The organism is Rhodococcus qingshengii JCM 15477 (assembly GCF_023221595.1).
In the GTDB taxonomy this organism is placed as follows: Bacteria; Actinomycetota; Actinomycetes; order Mycobacteriales; family Mycobacteriaceae; genus Rhodococcus_F; species Rhodococcus_F qingshengii.
In genome coordinates this window covers 4,968,139-4,994,139 of record NZ_CP096563.1, presented here as the reverse complement: position 1 = coordinate 4,994,139, position 26,001 = coordinate 4,968,139, and the positions used below count along the sequence as shown (strand labels likewise).

Sequence of the window (26,001 nt, the reverse complement as noted above, 5' to 3'; positions counted from 1 at the left end):
TGAACATACTGGAGGAAATTCGTGAAGCGTGTAGTCGGACTTGTTGCAGCAGGTGCCTTTTCGCTTGCCCTGGTGACCGGTTGTAGTTCATCCGACAATTCTTCGTCGGAGACGTCGTCGGCCGCTCCGACCACAACCACTTCCAGTGATAGTGCCACGGGAAGCATCACCGTCTTCGCAGCGGCGTCACTCAAGAACAGCTTCACCGAACTCGGCAAGGAATTCGAGTCCGAGAACCCCGGTTCATCGGTCACATTCAGCTTTGCCGGGTCCTCGGACCTCGTCGCTCAGATCACCCAGGGCGCACCGGCTGACGTGTTCGCCTCGGCTGACGCCGCCAACATGACCAAGGCCACCGACGCCGGCGTCGTCGCGGGGTCGCCCTCGGACTTCGCGAGCAACACCTTGACGATTGTTGTGCCGCCGGGCAATCCGAAGGGCATCGCGTCGTTCGCCGATCTGGCAAAGGAGGGGACGCAACTGGTGATCTGCGCTCCGCAGGTCCCTTGTGGCGCGGCTACGAAGAAGGTCGAGACGGCCACAGGCGAGACCCTCTCGCCCGTCAGCGAAGAATCGTCGGTGACCGACGTTCTCAACAAGGTGACGTCCGGGCAGGCCGATGCCGGCATCGTTTACGTCACCGACGCGAAGTCCGCTGGTGACAAGGTTCAGACCGTCGCGTTCCCGGAAGCCACCACGGTGGTCAACCTGTACCAGATTGCGGTGCTGAAGGATTCGAAGAATTCGGAAACGGCAACCAAGTTCGTCGATCTCGTGAAGGGCCCCAAGGGCTTGGCAGTTCTGGGTGACGCGGGATTCGCTGCCCCGTGACACACCTACGACCGGCGGTCCGGGCTCCGCTCGGGTTGCCGGTATGGATTTACCTTCCCGCGCTGATCGGCGGGGCGTTTGTCATCGCTCCCTTGGCCGCGATGCTGGCCACCGTGCAGTGGTCGCAGTTCTGGGAACTCGTGACTTCCGAATCGTCGGTTGCCGCGTTGAAACTGAGTTTGAAGACAGCAGCGATGAGCACGCTGCTGTGCATCCTGTTCGGCGTACCGATGGCCGCGGTGTTGGCGCGCAGTCATTTTCGGGGACTGTCCGTTCTTCGATCCTTGATTCTGCTCCCGCTGGTTCTGCCGCCCGTGGTGGGCGGTATCGCGTTGCTGTACACGTTCGGGCGCAAAGGGTTGATCGGTGAGCAGTTGGAAGTGCTCGGCATCCAGATAGCATTCTCGACAACCGCGGTGGTCCTGGCGCAGACGTTTGTCGCGCTACCGTTCCTCGTCGTCAGCCTCGAAGGTGCGCTACGCACTGCGGGCACACGATACGAGGCCGTAGCCTCGACGCTCGGAGCCCGCCCGACCACCGTGCTTCGCCGGGTGACTTTGCCGCTGGTGCTTCCCGGTCTGGTGTCAGGGGCAGTGCTGGCTTTCGCTCGCGCACTGGGGGAGTTCGGTGCAACGCTGACGTTCGCGGGAAGTCTGCAAGGGGTCACGCGTACCCTGCCGTTGGAAATCTATCTCCAGCGTGAGACCGATCCGGATGCAGCGGTAGCGCTTTCGCTGGTGTTGGTCGTAGTCGCGGTGGTCATCGTGGTTGCGGTGCGTGGACGCGGATCGGCGGGTTCGTTGTGAGTGGCCTCCACGTCGACATCGAGATTCCGGAGCGCGACGTCGTTGCGACGTTCGACGTCGCGGCCGGTGAGGTGACCGCTGTCCTCGGACCGAACGGCGCAGGCAAGTCGACGGTACTGGCGGCGGTTGCCGGACTACATCACCCGCGGCGTGGGTTGATCGAACTGAATTCCCGCGTTCTCACCGATACCGGTAGGGGAGTCGCGTTGGCGCCGCATCGGCGCGGCACTGCTCTACTCGCGCAAGAGGCACTTCTCTTTCCCCACCTCAGTGCGGCCGCGAACGTGGCGTTCGCGCCGCGCAGTGCAGGGCGGTCGCGTCGCGATTCCGCCGATTCCGCGCGCCACTGGCTCGACGCAGTCGACGCCGCCGAATTGGCTGACCGCAAGCCGTCACAGCTCTCCGGCGGTCAAGCGCAACGAGTCGCAGTGGCGAGGGCATTGGCTGCCGAACCCGAACTACTCCTGCTCGACGAACCGATGTCTGCGCTCGACGTCGCCTCCGCCCCGGCATTGCGGTCGTTGCTGCGTAGAGTGCTCCGAACAGGAGATCGCACGGCCGTGCTCGTCACGCACGACGCTCTGGATGCGCTGGCCCTTGCCGACACCGTTGTCGTGCTGGACGGCGGCCGGGTCGTCGAACGTGGTGACGTACGAACAGTTCTGACTCGCCCGCGTAGTGCATTTGCAGCACGCATCGCAGGGATCAACTTGCGCAGCGGCACGATGGCCGGAGACGGAATGCTCAGAAGTCCGGTCGGGGTGGATATCGCGGGCCAGACGGAGACCGACCTACCGGCCGGCAGTGCCGCCGTGGCAGTCTTCGAGCCGCGAGCAGTGTCGGTCTACCTGGATCCGCCTCACGGGAGCCCACGAAACGCGTTTGCGGTCACGATCGCGGAGATCGAAAATCGAGGCGATGTCGTCCGAGTCCGAGCCGAGGACGAAGCCGGCCAGCCGGGCTTGTCTGCCGACATCACGGCGAGCGCAGCGGCCGAGCTCGATCTGGTTCCGGGATCGGCCGCTACGTTTGTGGTCAAGGCCACCGAGACGCTGATCTATGCGCAGGGCGCAGGCTCGTAGACGTCCTCTACGACCGAATCCGCATAGAGGGCTGCAATTTCGGACGCGTACTTCTCGGCTATCGGCTTGCGCCTGAGCTTCATCGTCGGTGTCAGCTCGTCGCCGCCTGGCTCCCAGAACGTGGTGAGTACGTGAAACCGCTTGATCTGCTCGGCCCTCGACAGACGCGAGTTTCCCTCGGCGACAGCAGTTGCAACGATGTCGACGATCCGAGCGTCCTTGGCGAGTACCGCGGCCTCGGCCGCAAGTCCCAGTGAGCGTGCCCCTCCGACCGCGGCGTCGGCGCTGAGAGTGATCAACGCTGTGTTGAACTTTCGGCCGTCTCCGATTGCCACGACCTCACCGATCAACGACGACGACGTCTTCACTGCGGTCTCGATGGCAGCGGGGGACATGTTCTTTCCCGACGCATTGATGATCAGCTCCTTCTTGCGATCGATCACCGTGAGGTATCCGTCTGCGTCGGCCGTGACGATGTCTCCGGTCGAAAGCCAACCGTCTGCACTGATCGCTTCGGCCGTTTTTGCCGGTTCGCCGCGGTACCCCTTCATGACCAACGGTCCTCGAACCAGTAGCTCACCGTCCGCCTCGATGCGCATTTCCATGCCTGGAAGCAACTTTCCGACCGTTCCCAGCTTGGTCGGCTCGGCCGGTGCGGTGCTCGCAATGCATGTCAGCTCGGACATTCCCCAGATCTCCGAGATCGGAACTCCCAGGGCTGCAAAGAATGCCAAGGTGTCCGGCGGAATCGGTGCGGCGCCAGAGATGGCCCACTTCAGTTCGGCAAAACCGAGTTTCGCACGCAGAGCGGAGAGGACCATTGCATCGGCTCGGGCGTAGTCCGCTTCCAGTTCGGCGGGGACTGTTTCACCGGCTCGCAAGTGTGCGAGCCGAGTGCGACCGACGTCGAGTGCCCACTGCAATGCCACTCGCCGCGCGTCGTCCGGTTCGTTGGCGACGGCCGATTCGACTGCAACCTTCAGCTTTTCCCACACACGGGGGACGCTGCCCCAGATCGTGGGGCGACAGTCCGGAAGCGCAGCCGCTACCTGGCTCGGATCCGGCACGACAGTGATCTGGGCGCCGAACACCATTTGCATGTACAGGCAGGTGAGCCGATCGGCGATGTGCGCCGACGGCATGTACGAGGTGATGCGGTCACCGAACTCGACGGGGAGTACAGCACTGACGGCGGTGGTTTCGAACAACAGACAGGCATGAGTCGTCTCGACGCCCTTGGGGTTGCCGGTCGTGCCGGAGGTGTAGATCAACGTGGCGACGTCGTTCGGTTTCACCGCACGCCAGGTGCTCTCGAAATCGAAATCGGCGGCAGCAGAGGACTTCATCTGCTCCAGCGTCAGGGTGCCGGACTGCTGGGCAGACGGTTGCGCGTCGACGACCACGATCGTGTCGAGTGTGGCACCGGATCGGCGAACGGTATCCACGTACTGGGCCTCGCAGACGAGCACTCGCGCACCGGAATTGGCGAGGATGTACTGGATGGCTTCGGGTGCCGACGTGTTGTAGATGGAGAAGGACGTCGCGCCGAGGTGTTGGGCGCCGACGTCGATCGGGTAGAACTCGATGCGGTTACTCATCATCAATGCAACCGTATCGCCATGTCCCACGCCGATTCCGGCCAATCCCGCGGCAACATCGCGAACCTGTTCGCCGTACGCGCGCCACGTCAGTGTTCGCGCATCGCCGATGTCTCGCAAAGCCACCGCGTCGGGCGCTACCGCCGACACTCGCTGGAAGGCTGCACACAACGTAGTCATGATGTTCTCCTGGATGCCTTTGGCAGGGCTGATGCATTCGTCGGGGCCGCAGCGGTGGTTCTGTCTTCGAGTTCGCGGATCAGGTCGTGTGCCTGTTTGTCTTTTGCCAGGTAACCGTCGGCAAGGACATTGATGAATCCGCGTCCCCACGCCCAGGGTTCCCAGGCAGCGGGGGCAAGGGTCCGGGCGGCGCGGCGCGCGATCGCGTCGGCGATCACGGTGGCGGCACGGTCCGGGGAGATTCGATGACGGAGGGGACCAGGTAGTCGAGCGTCGAGTTTGCGCCCGATCTCGTCGTCGTCGAGTGTTGCGCGTGCAAGTTGTGTATCCACCATCCCGAAGTACGCGATGCCGGCAGTAGCGCCGTAGCCGGCAACCTCGAGACGCAGCGCCCGGCCGAGCGCTTCGACCCCAGCCTTGCTGATCATGTACGAAGCGCCGCCCAAACCGGGGGCGAACGACGCCGCCGATGACACGACGACGATGTGCCCACTGTTGCGGATCACCTCGTCGATGGTCGGATGCACGGTGTTGAAGACGCCGGTGAGATTGACGTCGAGCACACGATCGAAGGCGTCGGGATCGATCTGGCGCAATGTTGCCGGGGGAGGGGTGATTCCGGCGTTGGCCACCACGACGTCGATTCTGCCCAGCTGCTCGATGATCGTTTGCACGGCTGCGGTCATGCCGTCCCGATCTCGGACATCGGCCGTCACCGTCACGACTCGCTGTGACTCGAATGAGCGCTCGGCCGTTGCCAATGAACTCTCGTTGACGTCGACCAGTGCCACGGTGGCCCCACGCCGGTGGAGAGTGCGCGCCAGCGCTGCACCGATACCGTCGCCTCCACCGGTGATCAGTACGACCTTCCCGGCGACGTCGTAGTCGAGTCGGCGTCCGGGCAGTGGAATGCCCAGATCGCGGACTGTTCCCGCAATTGCGGACAAGCGTCCCGTCATTGCTTCAGTGCCTTCCGTGTAGCGCGCGGATGAGAACCTTGACCAGCCAGTCGATTCGGGCGGTCCTTCGAAACGTCGTCAGTGGTAGGGGCGAACGGAATCGTTGCCGAGTCGTCGAACGAGCGTAGGTGAACTCCTTCAGACCATCTGGGCCGTGAACGCGTCCGAAACCAGATGCTCCGACCCCACCCAGTGGCAGGTTGGGAACCGCGGCATACATCACGTAAGAGTTCACCGACGCTCCTCCGGATCGGAGCCGATCGGCAACAGCCGCTCCGTCCTTGCCGAACACGCTTGCTCCCAATGCGTATGGCGACGCATTGACCAACTCCACCGCCTCGTCCATCGAGGCGACCTTGGTGATCGTCATCGTCGGGCCGAAAGTTTCCTCCGTGACGGCGAGGCTGTCTTCGGGGACGTCGACCATGATGGTCGGTTGCACGTACTGGCCGGAGATCGAGCCGAGCCCTCCGAGAACGACACGTCCACCCCGCGACATCGCGTCGTCGATGTGGCGCCGGATTACAGCCACTTGCGAGGGCATGGTGATCGGACCGATCTTGTCTTCGGCACCCGGACCCGCATGAACTCGGGCAGCCAAAGTGATTGTCTTGTCGATAAACTCGCCGTAGACATGTTCGTGCACGTATACACGCTCGACGCCCAGACAGGTTTGACCGGAGTTGGACAATGCTCCCCACACCGCAGCATCCGCGGCGGCACCGACATTTCCGTCGGCATCAAGGATGAGCGCGTCCTTACCACCACATTCCATCAACACCGGTGTGAGGGTCTCGGCGCACGCTGCCATGACTTTCTTGCCCGTCGCGGTCGATCCGGTGAACCCGATCTTGTCGACACCGGCCAGGCACAGTGTCGCGCCGACCGAACCATCGCCCGTGACGACCTGCAGCACAGGATGTTCAGGGACGACCTCGGCGAAGGCGCGGCCCAACCATTGCCCGACTGCCGGTGCGAACTCACTCGGCTTGTAGACCACGGCGTTGCCTGCAGCCAGCGAGAACGAGAGCGAACCGAGTGGGGTGAAGACCGGATAGTTCCACGGACCGATCACACCGATCACCCCGAGAGGTCGATACTCCACCGAGGCGGCCTGATTGACCGTCAACAAACTGGAGCGGACGCTGCGCCTGCCCAATACCTTTCGGGCATTCTTCGACGCCCACGCGAGATGTTCTAGTGCCATGGCGATTTCGAGCATTGCGTCAGGGTGCGGCTTGCCCATGTCCCGGTGCACGACGTCGGCGAGTTCGGATGCGCGACGAGCGATGATTCCTCGCCACCGATCCAGTCGACGAGCGCGTTGCTCGAATGTCAGTTCTGCCCACCATTCGGAAGCAGTACGGGCGTCGCGCACTGCCTGTGTCACTGTGTCGTCGGACGCCTGTGTGGTCGTGTCGATCTCGGTCGCCGTCATCGTGGAGTTCCTTGAAGTGTGTGGTGGACGGCGCCGTCGGCCCAGCCGCGGGTGACGCGTTGGAGGATCGGTCGGGACAGAGTCAGAATGGGGGCGAACCACGGCTGCGCTTGCACAGCGAACGTCCAGGTGAGGCGGCTGCCAGTCGAAGTCGGTTCCAACACCAGATCTTCAGCGAAGCGTTTGAACCCCGGAAGTGACGCCGACTCCACGTAGAACGACATCCGGCGCCCCTCGTCCCAGCGGAAGAATCGCTCGTTCAGTGCAGCAAAAGCGCCGGCTCGCACGGTTCGCGTAGTCCCGACGCCGAATGGTCTGTCCGAGGTCCAGTCGGCTCCGGTGATCCCGTGCGCCCACGACGTGAGCGCTCCGTCCGAGGTCAACGTCTGCCACAAGCTTTCACATGTCGCTTCGGATTCGATCCGGTGAGTGATCACCAGCGGAGCGGAGCGGATGAAGGCTGCGTCGGCCGCAGAAAGAGAGAATTTTCCCTTCACAGGTCCACCACCAAAGACCCACCGGTGGAACGTGATCGACAGGTCAACATCGAACCAGTACGTTCGGATTCGGTGAGGAGGGTGTCTCGATGCTCGACGGTCCCGGAGAGCACCCGGACCTTGCATGTACCGCAGAAGCCCTGTTGGCATGAATACGCTACTCCGGGAAGTACGCGTCGTATTGCAGCCAATGCACTTTCGGACTCGCCCACATCGACGGTGAGACCGGTGCGCGCCAGATGCACCGTGAACTCCTTGCCGTCGACTGCCGGGAGTGGGGAGAACCTCTCGCTGTGCACCGATCCGGTCGGGTTGGCGGCGAAAGTTGCCGCACGCACCGTGTTCATCAGCGGAACCGGTCCGCACGTGTACACCGCGGCACCTGGATCCGCAGCAGCGACGAGTGTTCCGATATCCGTCGGACCCAGCTCGTCGTCGGGTCGGATGGTTACCCGGCCGCTGGAATACTCCTCGATCTCGTTCAGGAATGGCATAGCTGCCCGAGTTCGTCCGAGATAGTCCAATCGCCACGGGACTCCGCGGCGGTGACAGCGTTGCACCATGGGAAGTATCGGAGTGATCCCGATTCCGCCCGCAACAAAGAGGTACGACGGAGCAGTGACAAAAGGAAATGCATTCCGCGGCCCTCGTACGTCGACAACCATTCCGGGTTTCAGCGACTCGTGTATCTCGCGGGAGCCACCCCCGCCTTCGTCGATTCGCCGGACGGCGATCCGATACGAGGTCAAGTCGTCGGGGTCTCCGCACAACGAATACTGTCGTTGCCTTCCCGAGGGGAGAATGACGTCTAGGTGAGCGCCGGGAATCCACGACGGCAGGGTGATTCCTTCCCTCGGGGTCAAGGTGACACTCAGGACGTCTGCGCACTCGAACCGGACGGACTTCACGTCCAGCGTCATGTCGAATCCGCTGTAGCGGACCGGGTTGGGACGCGAAAGTATCTGCGCTGCAGGACTTGACGCAAAGATTCGACGGTATGCGCTCGTCGCCTGTGCGGCAATCCTCAACGACCGGGTCGGTGTGAAGTCTTGTGCGTCGTGAGGACGGTCGGCAGTCGTCTTGTTCATCCTTCACTCTTTTCGGAAGAACGATTGGCGGCAGGTGAGCGAGCGAGGTAGCGCATGGCTACGTCCATGTCCCCGATCTGGGACGGATGGAAGCTCGGCCGCAGATACGGAGGAATCTCGGTGATCAGGAATTTCATGTTCGGGACCAGGCCGCGGCGAGTGGCGCTGATCAGTTGCAGAGGCCACAGGCGGCCCTTCGCCTTCGACGGGTCCTGCCGGAAAAGGTAGTTCATCGAGGCGATGAACAACACGAACAACGTGAAGCTGGCGAGCAGCGCCGTGCGAACGCGGCGGGCGTAGCTACCGTCCACGTACATGTAGGCGTCGAAGGCCACGTTGCGGTGCTCGACTTCCTCGGCGCCGTGCCACTTGACCATGTCGAGCATCGTCGGGTGCATGCCGGCATCTTCGAGGGCGGGATCGGTGAGCAGCCATTCCCCGACCACCGCCGTGTAGTGCTCCATCGCGGCAAACAAGCCGAGACGTTCACAGAGCCAGGCGTGCTTGGCTTTTCCGGTCAATCCTTTGTCGCCCAATATCTTGTCCACGAGCCAGTCCATCCGGCGTGACATCGGTTTCATGTCCATGCCGAGGTCCGCAAGATGCTCGCGTGCACCTTTGTGCGACGACGCGTGTGTTGCTTCCTGGCCGACGAATCCCACCACCTCTTCGTGCAGGCGGGGGTCCTCGATGAGCGGGAGCGCTTCGGCGAGCGTTGCGGACATGGCCCGCTCTCCCTCGGGCAACACGAGATGCATGAAGTTGATGACGTGGGTGACCATCGGTTCGTTCGGCACGTAATGCAGTGGTACGCCGTCCCAGTCGAATTCGACGTCACGGGCGGCGATCGCATGTGCTTCGTCGGTGTAGCGGCGCGCGCCGGACGGTGCGACGACGGGTGTGCCTCGGAAGGCGTTGATGCCGAGCATTATCGGCTCCTCACGGTTTCTCGGGCAGTGGTGAGTGATTCGGACGAGACGGGTTGTACTTGCGCGTAGTGAGCGAGGTCGGCTCGTTTGGTCCTGGTGCGGAAGGATCGGTTGAATCCGGGATAGAAGGTGTAATTGCGGCCGCCGTCGACGAGGTAGTAACTACTGCACCCGCCGGCGTTCCATACGCTGGTGGCGAGTCGGCGGTCGGTCGCGCGCACGAACTCTCTCTGCACGTCTGCCCGGACGTCGATACTGCCGATGCCGCCCTCGTCCATTTGAAGAATGCAGCTCACGATGTACTCGACCTGCGCTTCGATCGTGACGACCTGCGAGGTGTAGACCACGGAATTGGGGCCGAGGATCATGAAGAAGTTCGGAAACCCGCTGATGGTGGTGCCGAGGAAGGCCTCGGCACTGCCGTTCCACGTCTGCGCGAGGCTGCGGCCGTCCTTGCCCCGGATGATGTCGAACGACGGGTTGTCTCCCATACGAAAGCCGGTTCCCATGACTATGGTGTCGACTTCCCGGAAGGCGCCGTCCGCGGTGAGGACTCCGCGCTCCTGCACCTCGACGATTCCGTCCGTCACCACCTCCACATTGGGTGACGCCAGCGCGGGATAGTAGGTGTTCGAGAACGTCGGACGCTTGCATCCGAATGCGTAGTGGGGGAGCAGCTTTGCGCGAAGCTCCGGGTCCCGCACCTGCCGGCGAAGGTGTGCTCGGCCGAGTGCGGCCAGCCCTTTGAGCAGTGACGGCTTGTACACGAATCCGGGTACCAGGGCTTCTTGGAGCAGGTCAAGTCCCTTGCGTGCCAGTCGTTGGGTGAGCGGCACCCGCTCGAAGAGAGCGCTCGGCCAGCCGGTCATCGGCTGATCCGGGTGCGGCAGGATCCACGTCGGTGTCCGCTGGAACACGGTCAACGTGTCCGCGAGCGGTTGCAGTCTGGGGATGATCTGCACCGCAGAGGCGCCGGTGCCGACCACGGCTATCCGCTCACCGCGAAGGTCGTGGTCGTGGTTCCAGTCCGCGGTGTGGAACATCTGACCACGAAACGATTCGAGCCCGGGAAGGTCGGGTGTGGCGGGGGCACTGAACGGGCCGGTGGCCGCGACCAGGAACTGTGCCTCCCACATGGTTTCCGCAGTGTGTACCCGCCAGATCTGGGCTTGCTCGTCCCACGAAGCTTCTGTCACGTCCTGGTTGCAGTGGAAATGACCGGCCAGTCCGAAGCGATGGACGCAATCCCGGAGATAGTCGTAGATCTCGGGCTGTAGCGGATACAGCCGCGTCCAGTTCGGATTTGGCGCAAACGAGAACGAGTACAGAATCGACGGGATGTCGCACTGTGCACCGGGGTAGGTATTGACCTGCCAGGTTCCCCCGGGCTCCGCGGCACGTTCCAGAACGACGAAGTCGTCGATCCCGGACTGCTTCAAGCGGACAGCCGTTCCGATGCCGCCGAAACCGGCTCCGATGACGACGACTCGTGTTCGGCGAGTTCGAGTTTCCTCGTCACCGGCCGATGGCCCCGAGGTTGGGTCGATGTCGACCATGTGTGACGCCTCCTGATTGGTGCGTGAACAACTGAACGAAGAGTAAGTCTGACATCAAGTGATGTCAACAGCGGTTGATGTCAGAATTCAACTGATTGACATCGGGCGATGTCAGTTCGCTTGCGGAGGTCGCCGCGATAACCTGAGGTCGAGAGCGCTGCCGGTCAGTGAGAACATGGGGACATGACGGATACCGAGGCTCGGCGCACCGGCCCGCGCAGGTGGCGTGGGCAGGAACCGGAAGATCGCCGCGCCGCGCGCCGGACACAGCTGATCGAAGCCGGGTTGCAGATCATGGGTACCGAGGGAGCGGCCGCCGCGACCATGCGTGCGACCTGCCGCGAGGCCGCGCTGACCGAACGGTACTTCTACGAGAGCTTCGCCAACCGTGACGAACTGCTGGTCGCCGTGCTCGACGAGGTCGTTCTCGGTGCGCGTGACACTATTCTGGACGCTCTCGAGGCGGCGCCTTCCGAACCGTCGGCCCTGATCCGCCACGTGGTGAAGGCCTTCACCAACTACGTATTCAAAGATCCTCGACGTGGACGCATCATGTTCGTCGAATCCCAGGCGGAACCTGCGCTGTGGGATCGAGGGCGAGAATTGATGGCGGAGTTCACGAATCCGATTTCCGCGTCGCTCGAGCTGATGTACGGCGGCGAGGCAACCGACTCCGCGAACTCCGAACTCAATTCGGTGGGGCTGTTCGGTGCCCTCGCGTTCATCTATCAGGCGCACACCCCGTCCTCCAAGATCTCTCGAAAGCGTTTGGTGGAGCACATTTCGCTCATGGTCGAGGCGCAGGCGACGGTCAACAGCACGCCCGCGAGAAAAGAATGACGTCCGCGTCGGCCACAGGCGGAAGGCGTCTCGGTCCCGAAGACCGGCGTGAGCAGATCATTGTCAGCGCGGCAAAGGTTTTCGAGGAGAAGTCTTTTGCCGACGTCTCGATGACCGAGTTGGCCAAGGCGGCTGGGGTCGGACGTCCGCTGCTCAATCATTACTTCGGCTCCAAGCGGGAGTTGTATCTCGACGTCGTGCGGCGGTTCGTCTTCATTCCCGAAGTGGCGGTGGACCGCATTCCGCGATCGGCGAGCCAGGAGAAGCGGATCGGCGCCGTGATCGATCGGTGGCTCGACGTCGCCTGGCGTCATCGCGACATGTGGATCTCGACAGTCATGTCCGACGACCTCCGCCGTGATCCCGAGATGGATCGGATCCTGCAGGATGCTGACGACGTTGCTGCGCGACGCATGATGGATGCGCTCGAGATTCGACCGAGTGAAGGCAGCGAGGCTGCTGTTCATTCGATGATCGTGGCGTACGGAGGCTTGGCGAAGGCTGCCAGTAAGCAGTGGTTGGTGACGGGAGCGCTCGACCGCGAACAGGTGCACCTTCTGCTGGTACGCAGTTTGCTCGCCATCGTGCGTGACGTTCTGCCGGCGTGCGAGGCGGATTCCTGATTGCTCAGAGTGATCTCGCCACGAGGTCCTTCATGACTTCGTTCGATCCGGCGTAGATTCGCTGAATACGAGCGTCGGCATACATCTGAGCGATGGGATATTCGAGTATGTAGCCGTACCCGCCGTGTAGTTGCACGCAGCGGTCGATCACGGCGCACTGCTGATCGGTGAGCCAGTACTTGGCCATCGCGGCGGTAGTCGCATCGAGCTGCCCGGCAAGGTATTTGACGATGCAGTCGTCGATGAACGTTCGTGAGATACGAGCGATGGACGCGCACTCGGCAAGTTCGAAGCGCGTGTTCTGCAGATCGAAGAGCGTTTGCCCGAACATGTTTCGGGATTTGGTGTACTCGACGGTGAGGGCGACTGCACGCTCCATTGCCGCAGTGGCTGCAACTCCGCAGATCAATCGTTCGGGCAGTAGCTGCTGCATCAGCTGGGCAAACCCTGTGCCTTCGCGGTCCCCGAGCAGGTTTGTTGCAGGCACCCGCAAGCGGTCGAAGAACAGCTCGGTGGTGTCCTGGCCCTTCTGTCCGACCTTCTCGAGTATTCGCCCGCGCTCGAAACCCGGTGTGTTGTCATCGACCTCGGCCACGATGAGCGACACTCCACGCGCTCCGAGGCTGGGATCGGTCTTGGCGGCAATGATCACCAGATCACAATTGCGACCGTTGGAGATGAAGGTCTTTGCGCCGCTGATCAGATAGTCGTCACCGTCGCGGACGGCTCGGGTGGTGATGTTCTGCAAGTCGGATCCGGTGCCGGGCTCGGTCATGGCGATTGCGCCCACCCACTCGCCACTCACCAGTTTCGGTAGCCAGCGCAGTTTGTGCTCGTGATCGGCGTAGGCATTGAGGTAGTGCGGCACGATTCCCGAGTGCACGCCGAGTTGGAGTGAATGATCACCCGCCATGACCTGCTCGTGGAACAGCACGGCGTCGTGCGCGAAAGTTCCTCCTCCGCCGCCGTACTCGGTGGGGATCGACATGCCGGCGAGCCCGAGCGCCCCGAGTTCTCGATATGCGGATTTGTCGGGAAAACCTTGGGACGCGAAGCGTTTCTGATGCGGTGTGACGTGTTTGGCGAAGAAGTTCCTTGCCAGGTCGGCCACGGCCTCCAATTCGTCGTCCATCCACGGGGACCGTCGTTCTGCGGTCCGGGTTGCGGTAGATCCTTGCGTCATCGTGATTCTCCCGATCGATGAAGTGCGACCCGCGAGCGGATCCGACTCCACCTATCATCCACACTGTTGACATAGTGTCAATAAAGGGGTGGTCGAATCGACCTCCGGACCCGCCTCGAATTCCACGTCGGCCGCCCGCAAGAATGGGACGACACAGACACGAACAGGCCGGCGCGAAGGATGGGCAGTGGACCCCGAAGAAACATCAGCGGGTCACGAGTCCAACCTCCCGGCTCCGCGGCCGGCGCGCAGCGTCCTGTTCGGATTGCCGCCGGTGGGAAACAGGTACCCCGGAGCGGTTCGCGTCGCCCTCGCCCTGGCGATTCCGGCGGCCATCGCCACACTGCTCGGATTCGGGTCTGCTTCGCTCCTGGTCGGCCTCGGTGCATTTGCATCGATCTACGGTGAGGGTCGTCCGTACCGGAGCAGGTGGAAGGCAGTCGGTATCGCTGCGACGGCGCTGACGATCCTGTCCTTCGTCGGGGCATCGGTGGGTGAGCCCGTCCACCGAGCCATCGCTGAGGGAGCGCCGACGGTGCTGCTGGTCTTTGTCGTGCTGATCATGGCCGTCGTGGTGTCGACCTGCGCCTTCACCGTCGACGCGCTTCGATTGGGTCCACCGGGCGCGTTCTTTCTGTTGCTCACCACCGAGATCAGTTCCGTGATCGCCACTCCCGGTCAGCCGCCGGTCGAGGTCGCGATGTGGACGGCAATCGGTGGGATCAGCGCGGTGGTCGTCTCGATGACGGGAATCCTGTGGGCACCGAGAGCTGTCGAACGCAGCGCTGTACAGGCAGCCGTCTCGGCCGTTGCGGAGTACACGGACGCTCAGGCGAGGTACGCCCCACCCGAACTCACGCGAGACAAACGCCACGCTGCAGCACTTCGGCTGCACGACGCGTGGCAGTGCCTTTACCGCGGCGCAATCGTCGGGAAAGACCACCCGTTGACCCGTGAACTCGAACGAGCGCAGATCTCGATGGCCAGAGCGATCTCCGACGACCACGATCCGGAGCTCATGGCGGACCCCGCGTTCGACGTCGACGAGGTCGGGGCCCACCCGCCTCTGCCCGACCCGACGATCCGATATCGGTTCCTCCGCGCCTGCAATCCGTCCAGCCGAGCGTCGGTGACGGCACTTCGGCTGTCCATTGCCTGTATGGCGGCGGGAACCCTCACCGTCCTGCTCGGCATCGATCGCCCGGACTGGGCGGTGATCGCCGCGGCGATGGTCCTTCATCAAGGACCGGATCGAATACTGGGCACCTATCGCGGAATCCACCGCATCGGCGGAACCGTCCTCGGGTTGATTCTGTTGGGTGCCATCTACTCCTGGAGTCCGACCGGTCTGTGGTTGGTGGCGGTACTTGCAGTCCTGATGGCGGGGATCGAGCTGTTCCTGGTGCGGAATTACGGGATAGCCGTCATCTTCATCACCGCCCTCGCGATTCTCCTCGGCGCGGCCGGTGGTGCGCACGGGACCGTCCGACATCTGATCCTCAGCCGCATGCTCGAGACGGCAATCGGCGTCGTCGTGGCGTTGGTGGTCCTGTGGACGGTGGGGCGCGGTGCGCATCGACGCACTCTGATCTGGGTCGACGAACGGGCGGGTAGCGTCCTGTTCAAGCTGCTGACCGAAATTCGCGCGAGGCACTATGCACCACAGGCGAATTGGTCGGAGCTTTCGGAGCTTCGACGGGACCTGGACTTCGAACTGCGAGGTAGCGCGATGGCCGGGATCGACGCCGCCCACAACGAACCCGAGTGGGCGTCGCAGCAGTGGAGGACGCACACCGAATTGCACCATCTGGGATCGGATGTACTGCACCGACTGTGGTTCGGCACGCAGGTGTCCAGATCACACCTCGAGGAATGGGAGTCTCGCTACTTGCGTTCGGGTTCGGTGTGATCGAGCATCGGCACAGCGCTGAACTTGGCTGGATTCGCAATGTCGTAGGCCGCGCACACGACTCCGTCGCGGACAGTGAAGCCGGCAACGCGAGCGGCGAACTGCGGGTACTGGTCGTCCCCTGGTGAGCCGGCGAATACACCGCCGAGCTGTCCGTTGACGAGAACCGGTGACATCGAGAACACCGCTGCCGGTCCGTACTTGCGGGCCAATCCCAGATAGAACCGCGCGACACGATCGCTGCCGCGCACAATGTTGACAGCCGTGCGGGTAGTTCCGCCTGCGTCACCGATCAGGACGGCATCGGGATCGAGTGCACCTATCACGGCGTTCAGATCTCCACTCGCGATAGCCGTCACCAATCGCTCGACGGCAGCAGCATGCTCCTCGCTACTGACCGGGACCGGCGCCGACGCTGCGGCTTTACGGGCCCGCGAGGCCAACTGACGGGCAGTGGCTACTTCGATGTCGAGGATGCGCGCAACCTCGGCGAAGGGCACGTCGAAGCCGTCATGCAGGACGAAGGCAACGCGTTGAGCGGGAGTAAGGGTGTCCAGGACGACGAGGGCAGCAAAACGATTCTGTTCCTGCGTCACGACGTACTCCAGCGGATCGGGTGTCGCTGAGGGTGTGCCCGAGGTGGCGTCGACGGGCGTGACGATCGGCTCCGGAAGCCACTGTCCGACATAGCTTTCTCTTCTGACCGCGGCCGATTTGAGATGATCGAGGCAGATCCGACCGACAACAGTGGTGAGCCATCCGCGCAGCTCGCGGATCTCGAGGTCGCTTCCTTGTCTCGATTGTGCGACTTGCAAGCGTATCCATGCCTCCTGCACCGCATCCTGAGCGTCGCTGAAACTTCCGGTGAGACGGTAGGCCACCGACGTCAGGTGGCCACGGTGTTGCTCGAAGTCCTGCGCAGTCGTCGGCGAAAGCATGCCCTCATGATACTGACCTCACACATTAAATCCGGCATGAATGTAACCGTTGACCCAGGTAGTGGGTGCCGACGTATGGTTTCGGCACTGCTCACGGCTCGATCCTGTCTGCACATTCATTGGAGTCTCACGTGTTTCGGTCTTTCCCGCTCATGTCGCTCAACTGTTGTCGTTGAACTGACATTCCCACACCTGCCTGTGCCGAGTGCCGCACACGGCGCTCCGGACAGGTGTAGCCGAGAACTGAACCAATCATCTTCTACAGGAAGCAACTTCATGATTCGCCCTCGTTTCGCGCGCTCGGTAGCCGCGGTCGTCGCTCTTGTCACTCTGTCCAGTTTTGCCGTTGCCTGCTCGGGCTCCTCCGACGAAGTGGTCAAGACCGCCGACGGCAAGACCGTCCTGCGGTACGAGGGCAGCACCGGACAGGTCATCTACCCCGAACTGGCCGCTGACCTCGGCTACTTCAACGACGTGGAGCTCAACTGGATCGGCGATACGACCAGCGGCCCTCAGAGCATTCAGAACGCAGCGACCGGTCAAACCGAGTTCGGCGGAGCGTTCAACGGGGCGGTGGTGAAGTTGGCTTCCGCGGGTTCACCGATCACCTCGGTCATCGGGTACTACGGCTCCGACAAGGAGAGCTTCAACGGGTACTACGTTCTCGACGACAGTCCGATCAAATCGGCGAAGGACCTGATCGGCAAGAAGGTCGGGATGAACACCCTCGGTGCGCACCACGAGTTCGTCGTGCGTGAATGGCTTGCGCGGGAGGGGCTTACACCGGACGAGATCAAGCAGGTTGAATTGATCGTCGTTCCGCCGGTCAACACGGAACAAGCGTTGCGGCAGGGACAGATCGACGTCGCCACCCTCGGCTCGGTCTTCCGTGACTCCGCGCTAGAACGTGGTGGCCTTCGTGAGCTGTTCACGGACGAATCGTTGTTCGGCTCCTTCACCTACGGCACGTTGGTGTTCCGTGACGACTACATCGCGCAGAACAAGGAGGCGGTCGCCGATTTCGTGCAGGGAACAGCGAGGGCCATCCGCTGGACGCAGACACACCCACGAGAAGAAGTGGTCGCGAAGCTGACGTCGATCATCAACAGCCGCGGACGCAACGAGGACACCAAGCTCATCAGCTACTGGAAGAGCCCAGGAGTCGCCGGCCCCGGCGGAACGATCACCGATACCGAGATCAGCACGTGGATCGACTGGCTCACCCGTAACGGCGAACTCGAAGAAGGAAAGTTGAAGCCGTCGGACATCTACACCAACGAATTCAACCCGTACGCCAACGGAACGTATTCACCCGACAGCGGCGCTGACGGACAGGCACTGGAGGCAGCAAAATGAGCACAGAACCGAAACTACGGCTCGAGCACGTCACCAAACAGTTCGACATTCGTGGAACCGACGAAGTTTTCACCGCGGTCGAGGACATCAACATCGACGTGGCGCCGGGGGAGTTCCTGGTCCTCGTCGGGCCGAGTGGTTGCGGCAAGTCGACTCTGCTGGACCTCCTCGGAGGACTCAGTTCGCCCACTTCCGGTCGAATCCTTCTGGACGGCAAGCAGATCACGGGCCCAGGCTTGGATCGGGGAATCGTCTTCCAGCAATACGCGCTACTTCCATGGCGAACTGCACGTCACAACATCGAGTTCGGACTCGAAGCGAAGGGCGTGAAGAAGAGCGAGCGACGCGAGCTCGCCGAGCATTACCTCGAACTGGTCGGTCTGCAAGGTTTCGCGGATCGCTATCCGCACGAGTTGTCCGGTGGAATGAAGCAGCGGGTCGCGATCGCCCGCAGCCTGGCATTCGACCCCGAAGTGTTGCTGATGGACGAACCATTTGCTGCGCTGGACGCACAGACGCGAGAGTCGCTGCAGGACGAGCTTCTGCGCATCTGGAAGGCCACCGGCAAGACGATCCTGTTCATCACCCACGGAATCGACGAGGCCATCTACCTCGGGCAGCGTGTTGCAGTACTGACGTCGAGGCCAGGGCGCGTCAAGACGATCGTCGACATCGACATCGACCGGTCCGGCGACGACGTGCGATCAGGTGAGGAGTTCCGAGTGTTCCGGCACCGGATCTGGACGCTACTGCACGGTGAAGTCGAGCGCGCTCGGGCCGGCGAACTCGATCCTGCCAAGGAGGTTGCACATGTCTAGCGCATTGGCGACGCCGGAGGTGGTCGCCGCTCCGAAACCGTTGGCCGACAAAACACCTGACATTGCGCAGCGGAGCCAGGCCGGCGGCAAGGCGGCGCGCTACATTGGTTCCACCGCCTGGCGGATTGCCAAGCCGTCGATTGCGATCGCGATCTTCCTCGGGATCTGGGAAGCGGCACCTCGGCTCGGGCTGGTGGACAAGGTCTTCCTCCCGCCCTTCACCGAAGTTGTGTCCGCATTCTTCACCCTCGCCGAGAACGGACAATTGCAAGAGCATGTTTCCGCCAGTCTGACGCGTGCGCTGACCGGCTTCTTCGTGGCCATCGCGATCGCGATTCCGTTGGGAATTGCGATCGCCTGGTACCGCCCGGTCTCCGACTTCCTCAACCCGATTCTCGAATTGTTCCGCAACACAGCAGCCTTGGCGCTGCTTCCCGTCTTCGTGCTGATTCTCGGAATCGGTGAGGAATCGAAGATCGCCCTGGTGATCTACGCCTGCACCTTCCCGATCCTGCTCAACACCATTTCGGGTGTGCGCACGGTCGATCCGCTCCTGATCAAGTCCGCTGCCTCGCTGGGGTTCTCCTCGATTCGGCTGTTTCAGAAGGTGGTTCTGCCCGCCGCTGTTCCCACGATCTTCACGGGTATCCGCATGGCAGCCGCGTCGTCGATTCTCGTGCTGATCGCCGCCGAAATGGTCGGGGCCAAAGCCGGTCTCGGGTATCTGATCACCGCTTCACAACTCAACTTCCAGATCCCGAACATGTACGCGGGCATCGTCGCGATCTCGTTGTTGGGTCTGACAATCAACGCGATTCTGGTCCTGATCGAACGTCGGCTCTCGCGCTGGCGCGTCACCACCTGACCACACATTCACGGAAAGATTCTGCGAACTCATGTCCGAACGACAATTTCATCTGAACGCCTTCCTGATGGGCGTCGGCCATCATGAGGCGGCGTGGCGCCACCCACGCACAAATGCGGCCAACCTCCTGGACGTCAAGCACTTCCAGGAATTGGGGAGAATCGCCGAGCGTGGAAAGCTGGACTCGGTGTTCTTCGCCGACGGTCTAGCAGTCGGCCCGCGGGTCAAGTACAACACCCAGGCGATCTTCGAACCCGTCACCTTGCTGTCGGCGATCGCGGCGGCCACCGACAAGGTGGGGCTGATTGCAACCGCGTCGACCAGTTACAGCGATCCATACACTCTCGCAAGGAAGTTCGCTTCCCTCGATCACATCAGTGGCGGACGAGGCGGGTGGAACATCGTGACGTCGGCCGGCGCCGACGAGGCCGCGAACTTCGGCCTCGATGCGGTACCGACGCACAGCGGTCGTTACGAGCGCGCCGAGGAGTTTCTCGACGTGACGCTCGGACTCTGGGACAGCTGGGAAGAGGGGGCAGTTGTCCTGGACGAAGAGACCGGAATCTTCGCCGATCCTGATCGTGTCCATCGCATCGACCATGACGGTCAACGATTCACGGTGGCTGGCCCGCTCAATTCGCCGAGGTCTCCACAGGGACGTCCGCTGCTTGTACAGGCCGGTTCCTCCGAGAGCGGTAAGGATTTCGCGGCGAGGTATGCCGAAGCCGTGTTCACCGCTCAACGAACACTCGAGCAGGGGCAGGATTTCTACACCGACCTCAAAGCGCGGCTGATCAAGTACGGGCGTAGTCCCGACGAGATCAAGGTGCTGCCAGGCATCGTTCCCTTCATCGCGGATACGGAAGAAGAAGCCAAGGCACTGGAGCAGTCGTTCACGGATCTCATCTCACCTGAGTACTCACTGCGCCAACTGTCGAACATGGTGGGCGTCGACCTCACCGAGCATTCGCTGGATGCCCCGCTGCCACCGTTGCCGGACATCGATCGCATCCAAGGAAACAAGAGTCGATACCAGCTCGTCAAAGACCTTGCGGAGAGCGAAAACCTCACCGTCCGTGAACTGATCGGCAAACTCGGCGGTGGCCGTGGGCATCGGACATTTGCCGGGACACCGGAGCAGGTCGCGGACGAGTTGACCGAATGGTTCGACAAGGGCGCCGCGGACGGCTTCAACATCATGCCGCCCTATCTGCCCGGAGGGCTCGAGGTGTTCGTCGACCGGGTCGTGCCGATTCTGCAGGCGCGTGGGCTCTTCCGGACCGAATACACGGAATCCACCCTGCGGGGTCACTACGGCCTCGATCGTCCGGCGAATCGGTTCTCGCGGGCCGCTGACGCGGCAGAAGTGAGCGCGTGACGGAAACACTGCCCAAGGAACAGCCGGCGATTGCCGGTCTCAAGCCACTGGTCACAACGGTTTTCGTACCGGCGGCCATCTTCGGGATCGGTCAGGGTGCGGCTGCCCCCATCATGGCCGTCACCGCGCGCGACCTGGGTGCCTCGGTTGCCGTCGCCGGCCTGATCGTTGCACTCGGTGGTTTGGGCGCCGTACTCGGTGACCTCCCCGCCGGCAGGATCGTGTCGCGCTTCGGTGAGCGCAGGTCGATCATCGGCGGAAGTTCCTTGGGTGCAACAGGAGTGGTGATCTGTCTCCTTGCACAGACTCCGTGGATGCTCGGTATCGGCGCACTGTTGACCGGATTGGCGAATGCGGTGTGGGGCCTTGCGCGGCAGAGCTACCTCGCCGAGACCGTGCCACTCGGTCTACGGGCTCGAGCAATGTCGTCGTTCGCTGCGATGTGGCGGTTGGGTTTCTTCCTGGGACCGCTCATCGGGGCCGGCGTGATTCTCCTGGTGGGAGCGCGCGGAGGATTCCTTGTCCAGTTGGTGGGCGTCGTGCTCGCCGGGGCGCTGATGGCCCGCGTTCCCGACCCGCCACGAAAGGTGCAGGCAGGCAACAGCGATCACGGACACGTTACGCTCCCGGAGATCCTTCGCCGTCATCGTGCCGCTCTGTCGACGCTCGGGACAGGCTCCCTTCTGATGGGCGCCGCCCGCGCTTCGCGTGAGGCCGTTCTTCCATTGTGGGCATTGCACCTCGGATTGGATGCAGCCCAGGTGAGTGTGATCTTCGGTATCGGTGCGGCCGTGGACCTGCTGTGCTCGTACCCGGCCGGACACATCATGGACCGATACGGCCGCAGGCTGGTCGCGGTGCCTTCGCTGACGGTGATCGGTGTGTCGTACCTACTGTTGCCGTTCTCGACGGGTGCAGTGGGATTGACCGTGGTCGCTGTCGTGATGGGGATCGGCAACGGACTGGGCAACGGCGTGATCATGACCCTCGGTGCCGATATCGCCCCGCCCGAAGAACGCGCCGAGTTCCTCGCTGCATGGCGATTGACGCACGACACCGGCATGTTCGGTGGGCCGCTCGCGATCGGTCTACTCGCCGCGGTGCTCCCACTCGGGTGGGCATTCGCCGCTCTGGGCGCGACGTCGTTCGCCGGCGCGGCGATGATGTTCCGCTTCATTCCGGTCTACTCTCCGCGGGTGTCACCCCGGTCGCGCGTCGGGAAACTGTAGGTAGGCTCGCTACATGCGATTCGGACTGTTCGTACCTCAAGGCTGGCGTCTGGACCTGGTCGGCATCGACCCCGCGAAGCAGTGGGAGGTGATGCGGGACTTCACGCTGCGCGCGGAGGCAGGGCCGTGGGAGTCGGTGTGGGTCTACGACCACTTCCACACCGTTCCCCAGCCGACGGAAGAAGCGACTCACGAGGCGTGGACATTGATGGCCGCACTCGGTGCGTCGACCTCGCGTATCCGACTGGGCCAGATGTGTACCGCCATGAGTTACCGAAACCCGGCGTACCTCGCCAAGGTCGCCGCGACCACCGACCTGATCACGGGTGGACGCGTCGAGATGGGCATCGGCGGCGGCTGGTACGAGCAGGAGTGGCGCGCATACGGCTACGGCTTCCCCTCTGCCGGTGAGCGTCTGGGCCGCCTCGACGAAGGAATCCAGATCATGCAGCAGGCGTGGTCGACCGGCAGCGCGACGCTCGACGGCAAGTACTACCAGGTCGACGGAGCGCTGTGCCGTCCACTTCCGTTGCAAGAGGGCGGAATTCCCATCTGGGTTGCCGGTGGCGGCGAGAAGGTCACACTCAAGATCGCGGCCAAGTACGCGCAGTACACGAACTTCGACGGCACCCCGGCCGGCTTCGCGCACAAGTCCGAGATCCTGAAGAAGCACTGCGACACCGTCGGCACCGATTTCGACGCCATCGTCCGTTCGGCCAACTACAACGTGGCCATCGGCGCGACGGAATCCGAGGTGGCTCAGCGGTTGGAGACACTGAAGGACAGACTGACGCCGTTGGTCGGCGAAGCTGCCGCCGATGCGTCGCTCGATGCGTTCCGCGGAATGCCCGCCGTCGGTACACCCGAGCAGATCATCGAGAACCTGTCGGCGCTCAAGGCACAGGGACTCGAGTACGGAATCTTCTACTTCCCCGAGGCCGCGTACGACACGTCGGGAATCGAGATGTTCGAGAAGGAAGTGCTGCCCGCGCTCGCGTAACCGTTGGGGCTAGCGCAGTGAGTCAGGAAGATCGGCCGGGTTGATCAGAACCCGGCGATCGGGGTGGGTGCGAACTTCTTCGGAATCGGGAATCCGGCTCTGCAGGAAGTTCCACTCGCTCGCACTGACAGCAGCGATCGCGCGTGCCAGCACTGCCGAGTCCTTGGTCCCCCACTCGATCGGCATGGGACTGACCATCTGCCACGTGTCAGCCTTGCTGCGGGTGGAACGATCCGAACGCAGTGCGACCGACGGAATGCGGTCGCCGACTCGCCACTTCGGATTGAGTCGAACGTTGCGGCTGACGAGCGCGTACTGCGGTGCTCCGGCCGCAGGCTTCGCGATGTCGATCAATGCCGTCAAGGTCGCCGCTCGAGGGTGAACCTCGGTGACGATCGCGGGAACCAGTGGGTTGTCCGCATACAGAGATTCGACGCTTCCCACCTTGCGAGGTGCCCACACGGCAACCCACAGGGAACTGGCCGCACCGATGGCGAGGACTGCGCCGATGATGATGGACCACACCTCGCCCATGCTGATCAACCAGGCCCCGACCGCGGCGAGGACGATCGCGAAGATCACCGCAGAAATCTGCAGGCGGCGTACATCGGCCAGTGTGTCGTTGACCGACTTGGCGTGAGCCTTGTCGACGGTGAACTGGAAGTCAGCCACGAAAAATTCCTTCGGGTGGTGCCGGACGATCTAGGACCGGCCCCCGATCTCCCGGGGACCGTCCACCAGCGTAGCTAGTTTCGCGCGCGCTCCCACATCTGCAGGTAAGCCTCGGCGCCACGGCTCATGTCCTCGATGATCGTGTCGCCGTCGGCGCCCGCAGCAATACGCATGTCCGCGATCCAGTCGGGAATCATCCCGTACTGGGCAACGCCGTCGGTGTTCACGTCGAAAACCCGGGTGCCGGCGCGCTGCTGGTCCATGACCGTGCCGTCGAAGGCGGTGTACGGATATTGCAGCGGATTTTCTGCGGCGTCGCCGCGCGGTGCGGCCTGCGGCCCGAAGCCGTTGGTGTCGGCGCCGTAGCCGAAACCGAAGTAGTAGTTCTCGCTTCGCATCGCCCGTGCGTCCCGCCACTGGTCGATGAACCCACGCTCTTCGGGCTTTTCGTCCGATGCGTCGAGTTGTCCGGCGTACAGGGCGACAAATCCGCCGAGTGCGTAGATCCGCTTGTACAGGCTCGGGTCGCTCCAGCTGTGACTGGAAACGACGCCGGAGTAATTCGCAGCTTCGAGAATATCGAGAGCCGCTTCGGCGGTCTTGACGCTCATGTGATCGATGTCCACGATCATCCCTCGGTCCATCAAACCTCGGATCGTGTACGCGCCGAGGTCGGTCAGGCCGTGCGAATTGCATTGCGGACCAGAGGGGTACACCGGAAGCGTCACTCCGGGTGGGAGTACCGCGAGAAGATTCTGTGCGCCGTCGACCTTGGTGGGCAGCACATTGTCCTCGGCAACGCCGGTGCATGGTTCCGACTGCCAGAACTCCCCAGTGCCCAGGTAGTTGCCGATGTTGACGGCCACTCCGGTGACGCCGCCGTCGAAACGGGCACCGCCGAGGGCGTTGTCGAACTTGTGCGTGACGATCATCTGCCGGACACCGAGGTCGTACAACTCGTCCAGGCCGCGGTCGATGTCGTCCTCGGTGCACTGCGGAATACCGTTGCGCACAGAGCAACCGAAGGGTTCGGACACCTCCACCCCGAGGGTGACGGCCAGCTTTCCGTCGGCGGCCACCTGCCTGGCCTGTTCAGGGGAGCTCACGATGCGGAACCAACCCCGGCCGGGACCGCCATACTGGGCGTCGATGTAGTCCTGGAGTTCGCGTGTCTGCTGCGCCTGGATCCGGACGGTCTCCATCTCGTCACAGGGATTTCGTTTACTCGGATACAGCTCGCACAGGACACGGTTGGCGACAAAGAGGTTGGTGAAGATTCGCAGACCGCCACGCCAGGCCCGCTCGACCCACTTGTAGTACGTCTGCTCGTGTGTCAGTGAATCGTGCGCCGGCCAGTCGGTGAAACTCGGCCAGCCGGTGGTGTCGTGAGTTTCGAAGGGATTGCCGTACGACAGAACGTTTTCGAGGAGCGCCGGTATCCCGTCGGGTTGATGGTCCGGGCAGTCGACGAGCGCTGCGGTGACGCCCTGAGGATCGAAAGGTCGGCCGCAGTGCAGGTTTCCGCCCATGAACTCGGAAGCATTCATGTGCACGTGTGTGTCGATGAATCCGGTGACTTCACCGTTCGGTCCGATTTCTCCCGGAACGCCGTTTGCGCCCACCTCCGCTTCGGGGAAGTCGGCGCAGCCGTCGCGCGGGATCAGCGTGAACGCAGATTCGGGAACGTCACCGGGATCGGACATCGTGAGCATCAAATCTCGCGAGATCAGTTGTCGGCCGTTCGAGGTCGCTGTCAGAACGAAGGACTCGCCAGTGGACATCACGGTCCAGTCGGTGGACGGAGTTGCTTCGGAAGTGGCGAGCACCGAGTCTGCGCCGTCGTGCGAGAGCATCGACCCGTCCGGGCCGTACAGCATGAATCGACCCAACTGGGCCGCATGTAGCCGGAACGGTTCGGCGTCTGCGGCTTTCGTTACGTCGGTGAGGTACGCCGACCCGTCACGACGGACGAAATCACCAGACTCGGTGCGCAGCGCGAAGCAACCGTTCGCAAGTGCGTACACCGAGTTCTGCGCAGTAGGAGCAGGACTCGGTGCCGCGGCGCTGACGCCAGTCGTGGCGACGACGACGGCGGCAGTCAGCAGCGAGATGGTTCCGGCGAGCCGACCCCGTAGACGTGGAACTGAGCGCATGGTGCTGGTGACCCCCGGCCGATGGACACGACTGTGACAGGGGACACTCTACAGATAACTGGACGTATGTCCA

Annotated in this window: 23 protein-coding genes; 12 read left to right on the top strand and 11 right to left on the bottom strand. The window is 62.8% G+C overall.

Annotated features, from left to right (window positions below):
- Window positions 1-21: 21 nt before the first annotated feature.
- Genes modA through M0639_RS22765 form a run of 3 tightly spaced genes read left to right on the top strand, consistent with a single transcriptional unit; the run spans window position 22 to window position 2,719 of the window.
- Window positions 22-831 (top strand): molybdate ABC transporter substrate-binding protein, encoded by an 810-nt coding sequence (modA, locus tag M0639_RS22775; protein WP_042451258.1) that lies wholly within the window; start codon window positions 22-24, stop codon window positions 829-831.
- Window positions 828-1,637 carry an ABC transporter permease gene (locus M0639_RS22770; RefSeq protein ID WP_020970514.1) on the top strand — a complete coding sequence of 270 codons (810 nt, stop codon included), beginning with the start codon at window positions 828-830 and terminating at the stop codon, window positions 1,635-1,637. Before modA ends, M0639_RS22770 begins: the two co-directional genes overlap by 4 nt.
- Window positions 1,634-2,719 carry a sulfate/molybdate ABC transporter ATP-binding protein gene (locus tag M0639_RS22765; RefSeq protein WP_007733546.1) on the top strand — a complete coding sequence of 362 codons (1,086 nt, stop codon included), beginning with the start codon at window positions 1,634-1,636 and terminating at the stop codon, window positions 2,717-2,719. Before M0639_RS22770 ends, M0639_RS22765 begins: the two co-directional genes overlap by 4 nt.
- Here the strand turns inward: M0639_RS22765 and fadD11 are convergent.
- Genes fadD11 through M0639_RS22730 form a run of 7 tightly spaced genes read right to left on the bottom strand, consistent with a single transcriptional unit; the run spans window position 2,695 to window position 10,964 of the window.
- On the bottom strand, window positions 2,695-4,497 hold the full coding sequence (gene fadD11 / locus M0639_RS22760) for a fatty acid--CoA ligase FadD11 (RefSeq protein WP_064073967.1): 1,803 nt from the start codon (window positions 4,495-4,497) through the stop codon (window positions 2,695-2,697). The two genes, M0639_RS22765 and fadD11, sit on opposite strands and share 25 nt — an antisense overlap.
- Window positions 4,494-5,456, bottom strand: coding sequence for an SDR family oxidoreductase (locus M0639_RS22755; RefSeq protein ID WP_064073968.1), 963 nt, complete (start codon window positions 5,454-5,456; stop codon window positions 4,494-4,496). Before M0639_RS22755 ends, fadD11 begins: the two co-directional genes overlap by 4 nt.
- 4 nt (window positions 5,457-5,460) lie before the next feature.
- Window positions 5,461-6,894, bottom strand: coding sequence for an aldehyde dehydrogenase family protein (locus tag M0639_RS22750; protein ID WP_064073969.1), 1,434 nt, complete (start codon window positions 6,892-6,894; stop codon window positions 5,461-5,463).
- On the bottom strand, window positions 6,891-7,391 hold the full coding sequence (locus M0639_RS22745) for an SRPBCC family protein (RefSeq protein ID WP_007733538.1): 501 nt from the start codon (window positions 7,389-7,391) through the stop codon (window positions 6,891-6,893). Before M0639_RS22745 ends, M0639_RS22750 begins: the two co-directional genes overlap by 4 nt.
- Entirely contained in the window at window positions 7,388-8,479 is a 1,092-nt protein-coding gene (locus M0639_RS22740) for a PDR/VanB family oxidoreductase (protein ID WP_064073970.1), read from the bottom strand. The genes M0639_RS22745 and M0639_RS22740 overlap by 4 nt, the downstream gene beginning before the upstream one ends.
- The gene (locus M0639_RS22735; protein ID WP_003940129.1) at window positions 8,476-9,408 is read right to left on the bottom strand and encodes a metal-dependent hydrolase; all 933 of its coding nucleotides are present in this window, start codon (window positions 9,406-9,408) and stop codon (window positions 8,476-8,478) included. The genes M0639_RS22740 and M0639_RS22735 overlap by 4 nt, the downstream gene beginning before the upstream one ends.
- Window positions 9,408-10,964, bottom strand: coding sequence for a flavin-containing monooxygenase (locus tag M0639_RS22730; RefSeq protein ID WP_064073971.1), 1,557 nt, complete (start codon window positions 10,962-10,964; stop codon window positions 9,408-9,410). Before M0639_RS22730 ends, M0639_RS22735 begins: the two co-directional genes overlap by 1 nt.
- Window positions 10,965-11,147: 183 nt before the next feature.
- On the opposite strand from M0639_RS22730, the gene M0639_RS22725 reads away from it, so the two are divergent.
- A complete protein-coding gene (locus tag M0639_RS22725) occupies window positions 11,148-11,804 on the top strand; it encodes a TetR/AcrR family transcriptional regulator (protein ID WP_007733534.1) in 657 nt (218 codons plus the stop codon).
- Window positions 11,801-12,427, top strand: coding sequence for a TetR/AcrR family transcriptional regulator (locus M0639_RS22720; protein WP_030535343.1), 627 nt, complete (start codon window positions 11,801-11,803; stop codon window positions 12,425-12,427). The genes M0639_RS22725 and M0639_RS22720 overlap by 4 nt, the downstream gene beginning before the upstream one ends.
- A gap of 4 nt (window positions 12,428-12,431) precedes the next feature.
- On the opposite strand, the gene M0639_RS22715 is transcribed toward M0639_RS22720, so the two are convergent.
- Entirely contained in the window at window positions 12,432-13,610 is a 1,179-nt protein-coding gene (locus tag M0639_RS22715; protein ID WP_054781686.1) for an acyl-CoA dehydrogenase family protein, read from the bottom strand.
- A 187-nt stretch (window positions 13,611-13,797) separates the two neighbouring features.
- Between M0639_RS22715 and M0639_RS22710 the strand changes: the two genes are divergently transcribed.
- Window positions 13,798-15,519: an FUSC family protein gene (locus tag M0639_RS22710; RefSeq protein WP_064074069.1), complete on the top strand. Its 1,722-nt coding sequence runs from the start codon at window positions 13,798-13,800 to the stop codon at window positions 15,517-15,519.
- Here M0639_RS22710 and M0639_RS22705 read toward each other — a convergent pair.
- Window positions 15,495-16,457 (bottom strand): sigma-70 family RNA polymerase sigma factor, encoded by a 963-nt coding sequence (locus M0639_RS22705; RefSeq protein ID WP_030535346.1) that lies wholly within the window; start codon window positions 16,455-16,457, stop codon window positions 15,495-15,497. The two genes, M0639_RS22710 and M0639_RS22705, sit on opposite strands and share 25 nt — an antisense overlap.
- Before the next feature lie 276 nt (window positions 16,458-16,733).
- Between M0639_RS22705 and M0639_RS22700 the strand changes: the two genes are divergently transcribed.
- From M0639_RS22700 to M0639_RS22675, 6 genes are read left to right on the top strand one after another with little or no spacing between them, the layout of a single operon-like run.
- Window positions 16,734-17,813 (top strand): ABC transporter substrate-binding protein, encoded by a 1,080-nt coding sequence (locus tag M0639_RS22700; RefSeq protein WP_007733528.1) that lies wholly within the window; start codon window positions 16,734-16,736, stop codon window positions 17,811-17,813.
- Window positions 17,810-18,631: an ABC transporter ATP-binding protein gene (locus M0639_RS22695; RefSeq protein ID WP_003940477.1), complete on the top strand. Its 822-nt coding sequence runs from the start codon at window positions 17,810-17,812 to the stop codon at window positions 18,629-18,631. Before M0639_RS22700 ends, M0639_RS22695 begins: the two co-directional genes overlap by 4 nt.
- Window positions 18,624-19,496 carry an ABC transporter permease gene (locus M0639_RS22690; RefSeq protein ID WP_003939860.1) on the top strand — a complete coding sequence of 291 codons (873 nt, stop codon included), beginning with the start codon at window positions 18,624-18,626 and terminating at the stop codon, window positions 19,494-19,496. Before M0639_RS22695 ends, M0639_RS22690 begins: the two co-directional genes overlap by 8 nt.
- Before the next feature lie 31 nt (window positions 19,497-19,527).
- Window positions 19,528-20,874: an LLM class flavin-dependent oxidoreductase gene (locus tag M0639_RS22685; RefSeq protein WP_064073972.1), complete on the top strand. Its 1,347-nt coding sequence runs from the start codon at window positions 19,528-19,530 to the stop codon at window positions 20,872-20,874.
- A complete protein-coding gene (locus M0639_RS22680; RefSeq protein WP_042451237.1) occupies window positions 20,871-22,103 on the top strand; it encodes an MFS transporter in 1,233 nt (410 codons plus the stop codon). The genes M0639_RS22685 and M0639_RS22680 overlap by 4 nt, the downstream gene beginning before the upstream one ends.
- 13 nt (window positions 22,104-22,116) lie before the next feature.
- Window positions 22,117-23,103, top strand: coding sequence for an LLM class F420-dependent oxidoreductase (locus tag M0639_RS22675; RefSeq protein ID WP_064073973.1), 987 nt, complete (start codon window positions 22,117-22,119; stop codon window positions 23,101-23,103).
- A 9-nt stretch (window positions 23,104-23,112) separates the two neighbouring features.
- Here the strand turns inward: M0639_RS22675 and M0639_RS22670 are convergent, their stop codons facing one another.
- A complete protein-coding gene (locus M0639_RS22670; protein ID WP_007733514.1) occupies window positions 23,113-23,775 on the bottom strand; it encodes a DUF3239 domain-containing protein in 663 nt (220 codons plus the stop codon).
- Between the two features lie 74 nt (window positions 23,776-23,849).
- Complete coding sequence (locus M0639_RS22665) at window positions 23,850-25,928, bottom strand: amidohydrolase family protein (protein ID WP_058037814.1); 2,079 nt, start codon at window positions 25,926-25,928, stop codon at window positions 23,850-23,852.
- Between the last annotated feature and the right edge of the window lie 73 nt (window positions 25,929-26,001).

Bases quoted from the DNA above. Each gene is read 5' to 3' on its own strand.
- fadD11 (WP_064073967.1), bottom strand. From the start codon at position 4,497: ATGACTACGTTGTGTGCAGCCTTCCAGCGAGTGTCGGCGGTAGCGCCC.
- M0639_RS22755 (WP_064073968.1), bottom strand. From the start codon at position 5,456: ATGACGGGACGCTTGTCCGCAATTGCGGGAACAGTCCGCGATCTGGGC.
- M0639_RS22750 (WP_064073969.1), bottom strand. From the start codon at position 6,894: ATGACGGCGACCGAGATCGACACGACCACACAGGCGTCCGACGACACA.
- M0639_RS22740 (WP_064073970.1), bottom strand. From the start codon at position 8,479: ATGAACAAGACGACTGCCGACCGTCCTCACGACGCACAAGACTTCACA.
- M0639_RS22735 (WP_003940129.1), bottom strand. From the start codon at position 9,408: ATGCTCGGCATCAACGCCTTCCGAGGCACACCCGTCGTCGCACCGTCC.
- M0639_RS22730 (WP_064073971.1), bottom strand. From the start codon at position 10,964: ATGGTCGACATCGACCCAACCTCGGGGCCATCGGCCGGTGACGAGGAA.
- M0639_RS22725 (WP_007733534.1), top strand. From the start codon at position 11,148: ATGACGGATACCGAGGCTCGGCGCACCGGCCCGCGCAGGTGGCGTGGG.
- M0639_RS22720 (WP_030535343.1), top strand. From the start codon at position 11,801: ATGACGTCCGCGTCGGCCACAGGCGGAAGGCGTCTCGGTCCCGAAGAC.
- M0639_RS22715 (WP_054781686.1), bottom strand. From the start codon at position 13,610: ATGACGCAAGGATCTACCGCAACCCGGACCGCAGAACGACGGTCCCCG.
- M0639_RS22705 (WP_030535346.1), bottom strand. From the start codon at position 16,457: ATGCTTTCGCCGACGACTGCGCAGGACTTCGAGCAACACCGTGGCCAC.
- M0639_RS22700 (WP_007733528.1), top strand. From the start codon at position 16,734: ATGATTCGCCCTCGTTTCGCGCGCTCGGTAGCCGCGGTCGTCGCTCTT.
- M0639_RS22695 (WP_003940477.1), top strand. From the start codon at position 17,810: ATGAGCACAGAACCGAAACTACGGCTCGAGCACGTCACCAAACAGTTC.
- M0639_RS22690 (WP_003939860.1), top strand. From the start codon at position 18,624: ATGTCTAGCGCATTGGCGACGCCGGAGGTGGTCGCCGCTCCGAAACCG.
- M0639_RS22685 (WP_064073972.1), top strand. From the start codon at position 19,528: ATGTCCGAACGACAATTTCATCTGAACGCCTTCCTGATGGGCGTCGGC.
- M0639_RS22675 (WP_064073973.1), top strand. From the start codon at position 22,117: ATGCGATTCGGACTGTTCGTACCTCAAGGCTGGCGTCTGGACCTGGTC.
- M0639_RS22665 (WP_058037814.1), bottom strand. From the start codon at position 25,928: ATGCGCTCAGTTCCACGTCTACGGGGTCGGCTCGCCGGAACCATCTCG.